The organism is Leptotrichia hofstadii, assembly GCF_007990525.1.
Classification (GTDB): Bacteria; Fusobacteriota; Fusobacteriia; order Fusobacteriales; family Leptotrichiaceae; genus Leptotrichia; species Leptotrichia hofstadii.
The window spans coordinates 394,622-410,043 of record NZ_AP019823.1 but is presented as its reverse complement, the minus strand read 5'-3'; the positions used below and the strand labels follow the sequence as shown (position 1 = coordinate 410,043).

Below are 15,422 nucleotides of genomic sequence, written 5' to 3'. Positions count from 1 at the left end.
AATCACCCTTCTTTCGTGTTCTTGACATCTTTTATTTGTAAAACAGGTCGGATATCTCCAAAAACACTTTCCTTTATAAGCAAGTCATCTTTAATCGTGATTGTCCTTTTGGCATCTTCATTTGTATCTAACGTAATTGTCAAATCAAGTTGCTCAGGATTTTTTTTCACATAATTTGAAACAGCTCGTTTAATATCATTTTGTAAAAACTCTTCCGAAATAATACTTATCTCACAATCATCCGTATCAAGATATTTTGATGCCATCTCTTCAAATTCATCAGTAAAATAAGAATACAGATACATTTTTTTTGAAATAATTTCAGAAATCAAAAGTTTGTTTAATGTTTTTACAAATTCATCATCTTCTTCGTAAACCGAGTTTATAACGAGTTCATATTGTTCAAATTCATCGTTATAAAATACAAAAGCCTCTAAATCATTATAAGTTTCAGATAGCTTCTTCAGTATTTTTTTAGCACCAAATTTTATTTCTTCATTTTTCATTTCTACACCTACCTTTATTCTTCATTACTTTCTACATCCATTATTTCAAGAATTTCATCATAAATTTCATCAAAAATATCTAAAGTCTTTTTTAAATAATTCACATTATTAACTTGTAAAAAATCATCTTTATAATCAGCCTTTAACCTGTAATCAGAACATTTTTCTAATCTTCCTACTAATAAAAGCGCTTTTTCTTGCACATCTTTTTTTATCATTTTAGGTATTATGTCTTGCTGCAATGTTTTATTAAACATTCTGATTGTATATCGGTGTGAATCCTTTTTATCTCCTGTATTTTTTACTTTATTTAAAACTCTTGTTAATTGCATTATTCTTATATAAATGGCATAGTAGTATCTTCCTACTGCTGAATTACAATGAGGATTATCTAGTGCCATTAATACGTTTCCTGCATTTTTAAATTCTTCAGATTTTTTCTCTAAAGCAATTCTAGTATCCTTGTATGGTTTCATAATTCCTCCTCACTGTGATATGTTACATATGTTATCATTTTTATTGCAAAAGTGCAACAAAAATTTTAATACTGCATCGTATATCTATTACAATTATACCCTAAAAATTTGAAAATATTAAATATTTTTTGTATTTTTTCAATATATTTTTAAAATATCATGACTTTTTCATTTCACAAAAAAAGATAGCCATTTCTGGCTACCCCTTATTCACTTCATTCATTTTTTTGTTGTAATAATACAATATTATCAAAGACACTATTATACTTAACGTGACTATTATAAGATTTTCCACCAAGGATTTTTCTCTTAACTGCTCTATTAGATGTATCTTTTGCGTTTTATTTTCCAGGATCAATTTTTCTATATTTCTTTTGTACTGCCAGTCTCTCTGTGCTACTGACAAAATTGAACTGACAGTATAAAGCAAAATCAATTTCACTATCCCTTTATTTGCAAAATTTATCTTTTCACTTTCTTGAAAATCCTTATGCCTTTTATCCTTAAATATTAAATCCCTAATCGTCTTTTTTTGCCCCAACTGTCGCCATTGTTCCCACCACCTAACCATTTATCAATAAGCCTGTCCAACGCCTTTGGCACTTTGTCCTCAAGAACTTCAATTATCAGTTCCACAAAATATCCTACAACAATTATCAGCAACATCACTACAATATCTATTTCAGGAATCTTTTTCAGGAATCCCAAATACATCAATACATATAAAGCCAATGCCATTATTCCGTACAGAAGTCTAACCGCTATCGGATTTATTTTCAAGTGATTGTTTACCCTGTACAGCAAATTCCCTAATGTTCCTAAAATTAGACCATACGCTATAAATACCACATCTACCAAGTAATTTTCCATTTCTGCTCCTTATTTATGAATTTTAAAGTATGTTTTTGTTTCCTGCTTTTTCTACATCGAAAATTTGCTGCAATATAACTTTTAAGTCAAATGTTTTTCTAGCTTCCTTTAAGACTTCTGTCAGAACTTCTTCCCCAACTTCTTCAGCAAAGTTAGGAATCCATTTTCTGTCAATTGTTTTTTCTTTTTCCAATAACTCTTCTAATTTATCCCAAAAACCTTCATACACTTGATTAAATTTTTCTGCTCCAGCTTTTCCTTTTGCAACTATTTCTGTTTTGTAAATTAAAGTCTTCCCTAATTCTAAAATTTTACCTGTCAAATATATTTTTGCTGCTAATTTATCCATTTTTCATCTCTCCCTTTTCCTTGTTTTTATTAATATCGTTTCTAATGTGGCTAGCAAGCTTTACAGTGAATTTTTTCTTGCCAGCCAGCCATTTATACCAAAATTGTTTTTAACGCTTGTATTCAGCTTGTACTCAAGCCATTTGTACATTACTTCAGTTCAAAATGTGGTGTATCTTTCATTTTCCAGTTTCCACCCCATTCGACATTTATATTTTTACTTTTTGCTACTGCCAAGATGTGATTTGCAATTAATTTTAATTTTTTCTCGTCATACCCTTCTTCAGATGTAAATTTTCTATATACTCCATTTTCGACAACTCCGCAAGGGAAAATATCGACAGCATGTCCGAATCCATCAGATTTTATTTGATGATTAGATTTAAATTTTTTCCCAACGCAATTTGTTACTTTTGGTCCAGGTAAAGTTCTGCCTTTTTGATACAAGGCAAACTGTTCTTCCGTTGTCCTAGCTCCGTCTGTAATTCTAAAATCAAATGGGCTATTTTCAATTGCTTCTTTCATAACTTCAACCAGCTTTGGATGTACTTTTTCCATTTTGTCCAAACTTGTTTGGCTGAAAGAATATGTTTTGTTCTCTGTTACTACATTTTCCTTATCCCAGTCTCTCAAATACTCCTCCTTTTTTTGAATCCTGTTCAGCCATCCTGTCAAAAATTTTTCTTGAGTCCTGTCAGCTTCAACTTTTCCTTTGTAATAGATTCTTTGTAAGTTATGATAAACTTCTAAAAATTTTTCAGGATCTACTGCATTTAATGCATCTAATGTTTTGTTTCCGATTATTCCGTCTACATCAAGATTTGCATTTGTCAATTGGTTTATAGCAATCTGTGCGTTTTTTGTTCCATTTCTTCCTGAATTAACTGCCCAGTCACATATTGATAAAGCCACTTTGTCATCCACGACTTTATCTAATTTATTCCCAAGATAATATTTTTTTAGATATATATTTTTTGCGAAGTCTTTTGTCAAGTCTTGCATATCTCCCTTATATCCAAAGTCTCTTGCTTCTTCTTCTGTAATTCCATACTTAGTTTTTCCGCCCTTGTCATTTTCGTCATCAGAATAACCTCCCTCAACTCTTAACAAATAGTCAAAAATTCTTTCAAATCTTTCCATACTAAACCACTTCCTTTTTCTCATTTTTCTTTATATCTTTTTCCACTGTTTCAGTTATTAGAACAATATTATCCCCTTCAAGCATGGCATCTGTTACTTTTAATACTTTCCCCTGCTCCATGATTTCGGTTCCGATTAAATTCCTTATTTCCATTTTCACTCCGCCTTTCTTCCTAACAGTTCCATATCTTTTAAATATTTGTATAATTTGGCTGGGCTAAATTGATTAGCCTTCAGTGTCTTTAAATTGTACGTCAGGCTCTCATCTAATCCCTTGTTAATTAGATGTAAGCACAGCTCCGAACAGAAGTACCTGTCCTTATGCTCAATTCCCAGCTCCAATAATTGGCTAAAGAAAATTGCACCGTAGTCGTATCCTTTGCCCTTCAGTTTCATAAACTCTTCTAGCACAACTGGAATTTCAATGTGGCTATCCAGTTCAAAAATATCCATATTATCCTTATAGACAAAAGGCTTTATACGTACTCCTCCAGGATTTGATAAATATACATAGTCATTATAGATGAATTCGCAATGAGAATACTTCCCTAATGTCCTTAATGTTATCAGAAAGCCTATGATACTCTTTGGCTTATGGAAGCTGATATATAGCTTGTCTTTTTCTAATTGCATAAATACCTCCTTACATATTTTTATACGCTTTTTCATATCTATCCTTAGCATCATACTCTTTTAACTCTTTATCGGTTAAATTTTCTAAGCTGTGAGACAGTAATGTTTCAGTAGCCATGGCTTTAGTTGTTTGTGACTGCATTATATTCGCCATTTTCATCATGTCCTGCAACGTCAGATTCACGTACTTCTCACTGCTGTATTTTGTGTAAAATTTCCAGTTTTCAAATTCCGTCTTTTTCATCGCTTGACACATTACTACTATTCTTGTTAAGTTGGACTGGTCAATACTTCTATTATTCTGCAAGTATTTAACCCCTCCTACTTCGAACTCAAATGGGGCAACATCGTATTCAAGTCTTATATCATAGAGTTCATTTTTTATCTGTTCTATGCGTTTTTTCCTATTTAACTTGATGATGTTATTTTCAACATACTCGCATTCAGATAGTTCAACTGTTTTGACTTCTCCATCTGCAAATATTTCATTATCCGCAAGAGTGTATTTTTCTGCCTTATACAGCTCCTCTTTTGTCGCCTCTCTTAGATTTCCGTTATCCAAAACTGGATTTTGATATTCTGATTCGTTCCAGATATGCTTTTCTGAATCCCAATTTGGGTAAAACAGATTAGGACTGCTTTTAAACTCTTCCAAGTTAGTGATAATCGGTCTCGCTATTATTCCGAGACTTTTTTTGTTATAGATTACAACATTCATTTATATTTTCCTCCTTATCCTCTGATGTTTTTTTATTTAATGAAATAAGAAACGTTTGCATAAATTGTACCTTGAAAGTTGATTGATGACTCCCAAGTTATACGCCCATCTGTCCCTATTCTTATAGTTCCTGAGTTATTGCTGTTCCAAAAAGCAACTGGGGCAGAAATACTTACGTTTGGACGATACCCGGCTGGCAATGTAGCTAAGACAGTTCCTCTGGGCAAGGAGCCTGTCAGATAATAGTTGCTGTCCCAAGTAAGAATCACTAAATTCCCCTTTTTAGAAAGAGTGATTCCTTTTTCAGCCATAAACTTAGTTTCAGTTTTGGAAAAATCTTCTATCCTATCTGAAATTGGCTTATTAGAAATAGCCCTAAATTTAGTAACATCATTGTAAGTCAAATTCGTGTCTGCTATGCACTCATAATAGAACTTGGTCACATTGTCATAATAAAATTTACCTTTTGTCTTGTTTCCAATATCTTGTATATTTCCACCAAATTGTAAACCTAGAATTTCAGCTAATCTCGAACTAACTAAATAATTTTCGTCCGCATATTTTTTAGTAATATACGTGATACTCGGATCAATAACAGCTGTTACATTTGCCACTTGATCTACAATAATCGTATCTACATATTCAATCTCTACGACATTGTTAGCCGAAAAAGGCGGCACAAAATCTGGACTAGTCGAAATATTGTAAGTATAAAGTATTTCAACGTTATCATTTCCGTGTGCAAATATTCCTAACTCTTTGATATAAAACCCTGTTGTTACTGATTTATTAGTCAATAAAGCGTTAATTTCACAAGTTCCATTTCTTTTTACGTTTATATTTAAAATTGGCAATGTTGTGATTTGATTGACTAATGCTGTCCTTTCTCTTTCAGAAGTTAATGATGTTCCATCTCCTATCGCCATTTTAGTGAATGTTATTGTTTCTCCTGCCAATCCTTTTGCTAATAGTTCTCTTCCTTTTTCCGTTAAAATAAATCCATTAAATTTTGCCATAATTTACCTCCTATCTTATTTCTCTTAGAACTCTTGTTCTGTGTACTGTTCCAAAATTTTCTGTTATAATTTCATTTGGAATATTTATGTCAGTTGAGTTCAAGTAATATTTCTTTTTATTTTTTTCAACGAAACCATAATAATTTGTCTTTTCTTCTTTTCTTAAAAGCCTTATTCCTTCAAGCCAAGAACGAATATTTTTATACTGCTCTACAACTTCAATTATTTTCTTGTAGCCTTCATAATCTGATAAATTCCCATCTGTATTTACTTTAAAATATCCAGGATTTCCTCCATATTTAAACCATTCTATTATTTCAACGTTTCCATTAAATAATATTTCACATATTTCTTTAATTCCGCCTACAGTCCCTTTGTTAAAGTGTGAAAAAACAGATCTTTTTATTAATTTTATTTTAGTATCTCTTGTGATATTAGAATCAATGTAATCAACATGATATTCCCACATCAAAAAATCTAATTCTACATCATTTAACTCTGATAACTCCAAAAAAAATTTTCTTTTAATCGCTTCATGCTTCTTTTTGATAGCAAAATTTATTGATTCATATATCCAATGCGTCGTTTTATCATTCAAAGTTGATTTTGCTGCTATATCAGTTAATTTTAAATCATCAATAGTTATCATATATTTTCAACTCCTAAATAATTGCTTGTAACACTTGTATTCTCTGCTATTTCATTAAAATCTAAAACTCTAAATGTTGGACTTCTTAATACAACTCTTTTTACTCCAGCTAATTTTAGTAACTTTATAAGCTCGTCTGGATTAATATCTCTGCCCATTTTATTTTGTTGCCAAATCTTAAAATCTTTCACGGCTTTTTCAACATTATTTTTAATAACATTTACAAGCGTTTCATTAGATTTATCAATGTAGTAGTCAAAATCAATTGTGTATGATGTTTTTATTGCCTGTTTTACTGTTACATTATCCGTTAGAGGTCTTATATTATCAGTATTCAGCATTTCTTCAATTCTCTTTTTTAGCTCATTTGTTAGTGTCAGAGAATCAGTTAAAACATAAATATCCACATTTGTTGCACTTGGACTATACGCTACAACATCAACAATATTCGTACTTGTCGACTTAGCCCAAAATTCATAAGCTCCTTTACTTCCAGCTGTTGTAAACGATTCAGGGATTTCTCTGATTCTAGCTCTATAATTATCGTCTTGCTCTATTTCAGCTCCATTATTTGATGCTGTAATGTTCTCGACTTTATCGTAATGTGGAAAAATGTCGACCATCGTGTTAATTTGTCCGACTGGAATATCATTTCCAACAGTTCCTGATGTGTTGCAAGTTGCGATTCCATCTACATATAAATCGCCTTTCTCTATTTTATATTGTTCATCTGTTGAAAAATACAACTCATTGTATTGAATCCTTGACCCTTTCGGAATTATTATATCCGTTACTTGAATATCAGTAATATAAAATCTAAATGTCGCCACGGCTGGTTGTTCTACAAGTCTTTTACCTCTATTTCCGTAAAACTCTCCTTTCAAATCTAGCCGCTCATTTCTTGCAAATCTTAAATAATTCTGTTTCATTTCATCGTTGTATTTTTCTTCTCTTAATCCAAATAAATACGCTACTGTTTCAAAAATCAATGTCTCTGGGCTTGATTCTGTAAGCTTTCTTCCACTTAATTCCTGAAATTTATCAATCATATCTCTTTTAAGTTCCCATGAATCAGCATCTATAATTTCATAATTTTCATCTATCTGTTCACTCAATGTTTACCACCTCAATTCCTAATTCAATGTCAAAATCATTATTATATGTATCTTTCATAATGATTCTAGTTTGTCTTAAAACAGCCCTTGGCTCGTATTCTCTTATAATTTTAGTCAAGTGACTTGTGATCCTATTCTGCACAACATTAATGTTCTTATCAATCAAATCACTGTCAAATGCAAAATCTCGATTGAGTGGCTGTTCTTCTTTGCAAACTCTTAAAATCATTCCTACATTTGCAACTACTTCTTCTAAAGTGTTTTTTGGATTATAATTTATTTCTTCAGAGCTATTTACTGTTATCATTGTTTACAGCCTCCTTCTGCTCATTCTCGATGTCGTCTTGATTTTCTTCAGTGACTTGCTGATTTTTTTGCATTTTTCTTTGTTCAATTAATTGATTATACAACTTAGGATTTTCAATATACTCTTTAAGCGTAATATTCAACTTAACAACATCAAATCCCCCCTCTTCTTTATTAAAATAACTGCTTTCTTCTGATAATTCTGTTATCAAAAAAGGGTATTCACCAAATACTTGACCGCCAAAAACTAGATTAGCATACTCTCCAAGTTCAAACATTTGCTTGATTGTATCTAGCTCCTCTTTTAAAGTAGTTTGCTGTATTAAAGATGATACCAAAGTCATCGTAAAACTAACTTCTAGTAAATCTCTCCCTTGGAATCTTAACATTCCAGGACCGCAAATCGCTTGATGCTCTGATATTTTAGCCTTGTATGACCTACTTATTTGATTATTAAGTGATACAATCTGATCTTCTGACGCTTCAAATATTACATCTCCAAGACTTCCTATCATTATTCAGGTCCTCCTGTCTTATCTCCACCAATCATAACGCCACTATGTCTATGTATATTAAGATTAATACTTCCACCAGTTTTTGTAGTTCCACTGACTTCTAAATCTCCATTAATCACAATTTTTTTAATATTTAAAGTCAACGTGTTTTTGTCATAACTCCAGCTTCCGCCATCAGAAAAAGTTCTTTTTACTTCACTTTCACTACTAGAAGCACCTCGCATAGGACAGCCAAGTACTACTCCTTGCTCAGGCATTTCTGAAAAGAATAAGCAATAAACAGTTTGACCTAGACTGAGTGTATAATTATCACTATGGCTTTCAGAATAAGGAACTAATACATTAAGCCAATCTGTTGTCTTATCGTCATCACCTTTTAATAGCACTCTAACTTTTCCAGTTTTCGAGTCTATTGCACTTACTTCTCCAGATTTTAATGTTTCTACCAAATCAATCACCGCCTTTCGAAATTTTGCAACAAAAAAATCACAATCAAATTAATGACTGTGATTTTCTTTTAAATCTTATGCTCCTTCTTTTTCTCTATCCATATTTGCTTTTATTCCTAATATTTCTAACAAAGTACGAATAAACAATCTTCCTTTTTATAAACTACATGCCCTGATAAATAACAACTTTATCAAAGATTTTTTCTACTTCTTCTTGTGAAATTCCATATTTCTTAGCTATTTTTTTATTGATTTCTTCTTCAATATTTTCTTCTTCTTGTTTAGTGTAGTTTCCTTTTGATTTTAAAGTTTCGTGAAGTGTTTTTGAATAATCAATATAAATATCTTTTTCTTTATCACTCGGAATTTCTTTTTTAGCCCTGTAAGTTTCATCTTTCACAGTTCCATCAGGATAATAAGTTATCATTCCGTGTGTTTCGCCACCAAGATTAAAGAATTTTTTATCTCCATAAGCACGAATAAACAGAATATCCGCATCTTTTATTTGCTCTTTTCCTGCTTTTCTCATTACTTTCTTTAGATTTTCTTCAGAAATATTATCTTTAACTAAGATATCTATTGTATTTTCTTTTTTAGTTAAGTTACTTGTATCTCTTGAATTTTTCAATACTTCATAATTTAAATTATTATTTTCCACTTGTTGTTTTGTTGATTCCGCTTTAGAATTATCTCTTTGTTCTTCTCCACAACTGGCAACTAGAATCAACACAATTAAAACGATTAGTAATTTTTTCATCTTAATTCCTCCTAAAAATAATTTTATTATATTATACCTTATTTTTAAGAAAATTAAAATTGCTTGTTATCTCTCAAAAACAAATATTTTAGTTTCACAGTCATTATTCAATTATCATTGTCCTACAAAATTCTATTTCCTTTTACCAGATTTTTTAATGCTTTTATCTTTTTTACCATTTTTCTTATCTCTTACTTTTTTAGCCGATTTTCTCACAGTGTTTTTACCTTTAGAAGTTGTTTTACTTTTCGACTTCTTCGCACTTTTTTTCTTAGCTTTTTCAGCTTCTTTTTTCTTTTGTTCTTCTTTAGTTTGAGCTATTGCTTTTTTCTCTGCGTTTTCTCTCGCACCTAATTTCATTGCTGTAATTTCGCAAGTATAATCACCGCTTATCTCGTGTGTTACCTTGTCAATTACGTATTTACCTTCAAACTTTCCCCAGCTTTCATCAAGCTCAATTATTGCTCCAGCTAAGTATTTAGTACTTCCATCAACATTTAAAGTTATCTGATATTCTTGTTTAAGATTGTCTTTCAAAGTCTTTTTTGCAACCTTCTTTGGCTCTGTTTTTCCTTTTGTTTTTACCTTTAATGTTTTTTCTTTTTTAGTTCTTTTTTTCTTGCTTTCGGCTTTCTTCTGTAATTTTTCTTTTGATTCTTTAACTGTTTTACCTTTTTTCTTACCAGTTGTCTTTTTCTTCATTTCAACCTCTTATTTTTTCTTAGATTTAACCTTTTTGACTGGCTTTTTGTTAGTCTTTTTCTGACTCTTCTTATTATTTTTCTTATTATCTTTATTTTTAGATTCTTTTTCTTCAGTTGTAACTTGATTACGCTTGTCAAGTTCCTCTTTTGTAATGATTTCCTTAACGACTTTTTTCTTATCAGGATCATAGTAGGAAACTTCAACTTTATCGTAAATCTCTTTGTTTTTCTTTTTCAAGCTAAAACTTCTAATTCGATAGTCTTTAATGTTAAAAACTTCAATAGTATCATTTTTTTCCATTTCCTCATCATCAAAAATAATTATTTTATCGTCGGATACTTTCATATTCAAGCCAATCTCTTTTACAACTCGATTAATAAAGGCTAAATCTGTTTCCTGATTCTGGTCCAATCTCTCAAAAAACACATTCTCTGCATAAATCTCTGCATTCATTTCGTGTTTATTCGCAATCTGTGTAACAAGCTCTTTCAAAGTTACATTTTCCCAAGCAACGCTATTTTTCTGATCCCGAATGTTTTGGTCAAGCGGTAAAGCCAAACATTTTAAAGTAAGTTTATGGTCTTCAAAAGTCGGCTCATCCACATAAAAAGTTCCCAAATCTAAAAAATTAGTTTCATTTTCCAGCTCTTCGTGAATCCCAACAAGTAATTGAGCGTTCTCATCAGGATACCACTCTTTAAGCCATCTATAATCTAGATTTTCTAGTTCTATTTCTAAATCATCTATAGCATTTTTGGAATTGTCCGTGTAGTTAAGAGATGAAATAGAATGCGCTACTTCTTCAGAAATATCAACTTTATTAAATATAACTATAACCCTAATATTTCTAGCAAAAGCCATTCCTATTCACCTCTCTTCCACGGCGGTAAACTTGTATCATTATCACTTTCTTCAGCAATTTCAGGAAGAATAATTGGAATGTTGGCATCAAAAACGGCGATGTCAATTAAAGCTAAATTACTTCTTATAAGGTCATGATAATAGCCTTCACTTCCGTAAACTCTATAAGCTATCAAATCCCAAGTGTCACCACTTTGTGTCCTGTAAACTCTAATGTTAGCCATTATCCAAACGCCGTCCTTTCTTTTTTATTTTTAGCTTTCGCCAATGCTCTCATTACTGCTTTCTCAATTGCACTTGTATCAGCATTTCCATTTACTGTTATACTAATATTAATAGTGTCTCCGCCACTCGAACCTTCATTATTTCTAAGCCCTGACATTCGCTCTTTTAGTCCACTAATTTTATCTCTAAAACTATTTCTAGTTTCACGATTATTCAAGATTTGAGTACCACGAGGTAAATTTAATAACATTTCGTGTTCTGCTAAGAAAGCTGGTTTACCAGGCATTTGGATTAATTCTGCTCCACGCTCAGCTACTGTTGTAAGTCCTCCACTCCAGTAGTTAGTTCCCGCTGCATTTTTTCCAATTCCTAAAAGTCCTCCAACTGCTCCAAGTCCACTAGAAACCATGCTTTTTAAACTGTTCCATTTATCCGTGAAAAATTTTACAACACCACTAATTGCACTTTTTAATCCTTCAACAACTTTATCAAATGCTGATTTAATACCATTCCATACAGCAATTGCAGCTCCTTTTATTCCTTCCCAAGTCGATTTAAAAAATGAGCCTACTGTTGTTATCCCACTTTTTAGAGCATTCCATAATGCTAATGCTGTTGATTTGATAGCGTTCCATACAGCTTTGGCAACTGTACCAATTACTTTAAAAATTGTTTTCCAGACATTTATGTACGTTCTAATGTAAGCCGATATTGCGACCATTACTACTTTTACAACTACTTTTATTCCGTTCCAAATAGCTTTAAATATAATACCTATCCCTTTAAATATAGCTTTCCAAATAGCAACGTACACTCTTATATAAGCTGCGATACCTGAAATAACAGCCATTACAACTGGCTTAATACCTTGCCAAACCTGTTTTATGAAATTACCTACTGCTCTAAAAGCTGCATTTACACCATTCCTAAACCACGAACATTTGTTATAAAGCACAACTAATATCACAACAACAGCAACTATTGCAGCAATAATAAATCCAACTGGATTTGCCATAAAAGCAACTTTCAAAGCCACACCAACTGCTCTTACTGCTCCAATAGCTTTCTGCGCTCCTGTTGCTAAAAGCTGCATTCCTTTAGCTGCTCCTTGAATTGCCATTCCACCAACAGCCTTTGCTCCTGAGCCGATTGCTTTTGCACCTTTTATAGCACCACTTCCAACAAATTTAGCACCTTTGACTATTCCGCTACTTGCTATTTTTGCAACTTTTCCTGTTGCTTGTACTCCTTTTACTAATCCTTTTCCGAGTACTTTTCCTACTTTTAATCCAGATTGTCCTAATTTCTTTAGCCCACTACCAATTTTAGAAATTGTTGGAAATGCTGTTTTAAATCCTTCTGTAAAACTTCCAGCAGCCTTGAATTTATCAAATATCAACATTCCTTTTGATATTCCGCTAAAAACTGGTGCGAATCCTTTTGCCAAGCCACCAATTCCTATTTTAAATGCTGCAAATCCGGCTACAGCTTTTAGAATATTTGCAGTCAGTTGTGGATGTTTTTGTATTAATTGAGAAAATTTAGTAATAAGTGGACCAATAGAATTTGCAACTTGAACTAAACTCGGTCCCAATGCCGAACCTAAATCTACTCCCATATTAACAATTCTATTTTTCAAAGTATCAAAAGAATTCCCCATTGTTTTCAACCTTTGATTATATTCTGCATCAACACTCCCTGATGTTTTCATCTTGTCATGAGCATTTTTTATATTTGTTCCAACTTCGTCAATATGTTTTGCCAATTCTGATGCAGATTGAATAGATTCTTTACCAAATAAATTTTTAAGTGTCGCCGCCTGTACATCCTTTGGAAGTTTCTTTATCCTTTGGAAAACATCAATTAATGTACCTTCTCCATCTTTCGTCATTCTTTTAGCTACATCTTCTGCGTCTAACCCTAAAGATTTGAAAGCTGCTGATTGCTTTTTCGTTGCCGATGCTCCAGCCATTAATCCTAATGAGATATTTTTTAATCCAGTTGCTGCAACTTCCGAAGGTACTCCAACCGATACTAAACTTGCTCCTAGTGCTGCAACTCCTTCTTTGGAAATACCAGCCATTCCACCTAACCCAGCAACTCTGCTTGAAATATCAGCAATTTCTGGAGCTGTTGCTGCTACATTGTTTGCCAAATAGTTGATTACGTTAGCATATTCCATTACTCCATTTTGATCTAAGTTAAGTTGTGCTCTAGTTTTTGCTAAAAAGTTCCCTGCTGCTTCAGTATTCATGTCAAATGCAACTTTAATTTTAGCAGCGTCTTTGGTATATCTTTCTAATTCGTCTGTTTTTATTCCCGCTTGAGCTCCCGCTCCTGCAATTTGAAATAATTCTACTTGAGAAAGTGGACTATTTTCACTAAAGTTCCTCATTGCTTTGTAAAATCCTGTTTCCATTTCTTTCGAACTAAAATCAGCAACTTTTTTTAAGTCTGCTTGAGCATTTTCTAAATCAACTGCTAATTTAACAGGAACAGTCAAAGCTCCAGCCATTCCCACACCTTGCATTATTTGCTTATCCCCAAAGTCTTTCATTTTACCGACAGTTTCTTGCCTAGCGTCATATCTTTTTCGAGCTTCTTTCAGTTTATTCATTTTTTCAATTTCTTTTTCAACTTCTTGAACCTTGTTTCTGTAGTTAGATAAACTAGCGCCTTCAGCTTCTATCTTACTTCTTGCAGCTTCAAATGCATGTTGTTGTCGTTCTTTTTGCTTATTCAATTTTCCAACATTTTTTTCAGCCTGTTCTATTTCCTTAGCTAACTGTTTATTACTACTCCCAGTTCTTTCATATTCAGCTTTCAATTTTTGCAAATGTTCGGAAGCTTTTTTATACTCTGAATTAATTTTATTTAATCCATCACGAGCCTTGTCCATATTTTGGAACGCTTTTTGTGCTTTTTCCATGCTTTTGATTTCTTTTTCAAATTCTTTGACAGATTTCGTCGTATTTTTTAAAGCGTTTGCAACTTGACTCATTCCACTAATAGCACTAGCTACTGCCGCACCCAGAACTATGTTCAACTCTAAATTTTTTGCCACAATTTACCTCCTTCCTCCCTTTTATTCGCTTTCTTCTTGCCTTGCCTTTTCTTCCTCAATCAACTTATTAGCCCTTGCTATCCAGTAATCCAGCTCATCAAATGTACATTTCATAAGTGTTTCATAACTAATATTCATTTTAAAATAGTTGAGCCCACTCAATAAATCTGTAATCAAGTCTAAAAAGTCATCTGTTACACTTCCGCCGTTGGAGTTTTCTCGTCCTTGTCTTCGTCCGTTCCCCAACCTTTTACTAAAAAATTCTTAGTTTGATTTACTACTTTTAAAAAGTCTTCAGCGCCTAATGTCATTAAATGCCCGTATTTAATGCCTGATGCCTTTTCAGCTACAGTCAAAGCCCAAGCATCATCAAAATCTTTAAAGTTTTCGGCATTAGATTTCATTCTTGATTTATAATCTTTTCCACATTCCAATAAATCTGCCCCTGTCAAATTATCCAGTTTCAAATCTATTTCTTTGTATTTTTTACTTCCTAAATCATATTCTTTCGTTAATTTTATAATCATTCTATTCCTCCTAAATATGTCCTAATAATTGTCTTATGATATTATTCAAACTTCCATTTACATTTGAAATTCCATTCAACACATCAATTTCAATGATCGTTTTACCATTTATCATTAATTTGTAATAAGTTATACTCAAATCAAATGAACCTTCAAATTTCTTACCGTTCTCAACTTTTGGACCATCAAATTTTGTGATAAATCCTTTCAATGTTGCATCTGCACCAGTTACTTTTGGCGAGTGCGACATTCTATCTAATTCTTGCAAAGCTCCTAAGCACTCTAGTGTGATTGAATCATTATTATTAAAATTTAATAATGTATCATTCATACTATCCATTTTTACCTTAGCTGACATTTTTTTATAATGTCCAATCAACGGAGCTTCAAATTCTGCAGCCATACCAAACTGTTCAGTCGTTATTGTCGCTGATTCCACATTTGGAAGTTCTACTACTCCAACTCCTTCTAATGCATTCGAACCATTGACATAAAGGTCAGCGTCAACGATTCCCAAAGGCAGTTTCTTTTTAGCCATTCTT

The 15,422-nt window shown here is 32.3% G+C and carries 22 protein-coding genes; all 22 read right to left on the bottom strand.

The genetic code is table 11. The features are described from left to right. Nucleotides 1-2: 2 nt before the first annotated feature. The 22 genes from FVE77_RS02000 to FVE77_RS01900 all read right to left on the bottom strand — a co-directional run bounded on the left by FVE77_RS02000 (nt 3) and on the right by FVE77_RS01900 (nt 15,418). The gene (locus FVE77_RS02000; protein WP_026745310.1) at nt 3-506 is read right to left on the bottom strand and encodes a hypothetical protein; all 504 of its coding nucleotides are present in this window, start codon (nt 504-506) and stop codon (nt 3-5) included. A gap of 14 nt (nt 507-520) precedes the next feature. Continuing rightward, a complete protein-coding gene (locus tag FVE77_RS01995) occupies nt 521-982 on the bottom strand; it encodes a hypothetical protein (protein ID WP_026745309.1) in 462 nt (153 codons plus the stop codon). A 199-nt stretch (nt 983-1,181) separates the two neighbouring features. Further along, nucleotides 1,182-1,553, bottom strand: a complete 372-nt coding sequence (locus FVE77_RS01990) for a hypothetical protein (protein ID WP_146967801.1) — start codon at nt 1,551-1,553, stop codon at nt 1,182-1,184. Continuing rightward, the gene (locus tag FVE77_RS01985) at nt 1,493-1,852 is read right to left on the bottom strand and encodes a hypothetical protein (protein WP_146967798.1); all 360 of its coding nucleotides are present in this window, start codon (nt 1,850-1,852) and stop codon (nt 1,493-1,495) included. The genes FVE77_RS01990 and FVE77_RS01985 overlap by 61 nt, the downstream gene beginning before the upstream one ends. Before the next feature lie 22 nt (nt 1,853-1,874). Beyond that, a complete protein-coding gene (locus FVE77_RS01980) occupies nt 1,875-2,201 on the bottom strand; it encodes a hypothetical protein (RefSeq protein ID WP_006803927.1) in 327 nt (108 codons plus the stop codon). A 149-nt stretch (nt 2,202-2,350) separates the two neighbouring features. Further along, nucleotides 2,351-3,340 (bottom strand): glycosyl hydrolase 108 family protein, encoded by a 990-nt coding sequence (locus tag FVE77_RS01975; RefSeq protein WP_146967796.1) that lies wholly within the window; start codon nt 3,338-3,340, stop codon nt 2,351-2,353. Between the two features lies 1 nt (nt 3,341). Next, nucleotides 3,342-3,494, bottom strand: a complete 153-nt coding sequence (locus FVE77_RS12425; protein WP_154669747.1) for a hypothetical protein — start codon at nt 3,492-3,494, stop codon at nt 3,342-3,344. Between the two features lie 2 nt (nt 3,495-3,496). Then, entirely contained in the window at nt 3,497-3,973 is a 477-nt protein-coding gene (locus tag FVE77_RS01970; RefSeq protein WP_026745306.1) for a hypothetical protein, read from the bottom strand. Between the two features lie 10 nt (nt 3,974-3,983). Further along, a complete protein-coding gene (locus FVE77_RS01965; protein WP_026745305.1) occupies nt 3,984-4,691 on the bottom strand; it encodes a hypothetical protein in 708 nt (235 codons plus the stop codon). Nucleotides 4,692-4,723: 32 nt separating this feature from the next. Next, a complete protein-coding gene (locus tag FVE77_RS01960) occupies nt 4,724-5,707 on the bottom strand; it encodes a phage tail-collar fiber domain-containing protein (protein ID WP_232052948.1) in 984 nt (327 codons plus the stop codon). A gap of 10 nt (nt 5,708-5,717) precedes the next feature. Beyond that, nucleotides 5,718-6,356 (bottom strand): phage tail protein I, encoded by a 639-nt coding sequence (locus FVE77_RS01955; protein ID WP_026745304.1) that lies wholly within the window; start codon nt 6,354-6,356, stop codon nt 5,718-5,720. Beyond that, on the bottom strand, nt 6,353-7,471 hold the full coding sequence (locus tag FVE77_RS01950; protein ID WP_026745303.1) for a baseplate assembly protein: 1,119 nt from the start codon (nt 7,469-7,471) through the stop codon (nt 6,353-6,355). Before FVE77_RS01950 ends, FVE77_RS01955 begins: the two co-directional genes overlap by 4 nt. Beyond that, nucleotides 7,464-7,778, bottom strand: a complete 315-nt coding sequence (locus FVE77_RS01945) for a hypothetical protein (protein WP_026745302.1) — start codon at nt 7,776-7,778, stop codon at nt 7,464-7,466. Before FVE77_RS01945 ends, FVE77_RS01950 begins: the two co-directional genes overlap by 8 nt. Then, nucleotides 7,762-8,292 (bottom strand): phage tail protein, encoded by a 531-nt coding sequence (locus FVE77_RS01940; protein ID WP_026745301.1) that lies wholly within the window; start codon nt 8,290-8,292, stop codon nt 7,762-7,764. The genes FVE77_RS01945 and FVE77_RS01940 overlap by 17 nt, the downstream gene beginning before the upstream one ends. After that, a complete protein-coding gene (locus FVE77_RS01935; RefSeq protein WP_232052947.1) occupies nt 8,292-8,750 on the bottom strand; it encodes a phage baseplate protein in 459 nt (152 codons plus the stop codon). The genes FVE77_RS01940 and FVE77_RS01935 overlap by 1 nt, the downstream gene beginning before the upstream one ends. A gap of 154 nt (nt 8,751-8,904) precedes the next feature. Then, nucleotides 8,905-9,498, bottom strand: a complete 594-nt coding sequence (locus FVE77_RS01930) for a hypothetical protein (RefSeq protein WP_026745299.1) — start codon at nt 9,496-9,498, stop codon at nt 8,905-8,907. 132 nt (nt 9,499-9,630) lie between these two features. Continuing rightward, the gene (locus FVE77_RS01925; RefSeq protein ID WP_051254443.1) at nt 9,631-10,200 is read right to left on the bottom strand and encodes a hypothetical protein; all 570 of its coding nucleotides are present in this window, start codon (nt 10,198-10,200) and stop codon (nt 9,631-9,633) included. 9 nt (nt 10,201-10,209) lie between these two features. Then, entirely contained in the window at nt 10,210-11,064 is an 855-nt protein-coding gene (locus FVE77_RS01920; RefSeq protein ID WP_026745298.1) for a phage late control D family protein, read from the bottom strand. A gap of 2 nt (nt 11,065-11,066) precedes the next feature. Beyond that, complete coding sequence (locus FVE77_RS01915; protein ID WP_026745297.1) at nt 11,067-11,288, bottom strand: tail protein X; 222 nt, start codon at nt 11,286-11,288, stop codon at nt 11,067-11,069. Next, nucleotides 11,288-14,353, bottom strand: a complete 3,066-nt coding sequence (locus FVE77_RS01910) for a phage tail tape measure protein (protein ID WP_026745296.1) — start codon at nt 14,351-14,353, stop codon at nt 11,288-11,290. The genes FVE77_RS01915 and FVE77_RS01910 overlap by 1 nt, the downstream gene beginning before the upstream one ends. 194 nt (nt 14,354-14,547) lie before the next feature. After that, nucleotides 14,548-14,880 (bottom strand): hypothetical protein, encoded by a 333-nt coding sequence (locus tag FVE77_RS01905; RefSeq protein WP_026745295.1) that lies wholly within the window; start codon nt 14,878-14,880, stop codon nt 14,548-14,550. Between the two features lie 10 nt (nt 14,881-14,890). Then, nucleotides 14,891-15,418, bottom strand: a complete 528-nt coding sequence (locus FVE77_RS01900) for a phage major tail tube protein (RefSeq protein WP_018450282.1) — start codon at nt 15,416-15,418, stop codon at nt 14,891-14,893. Nucleotides 15,419-15,422 lie beyond the last annotated feature (4 nt).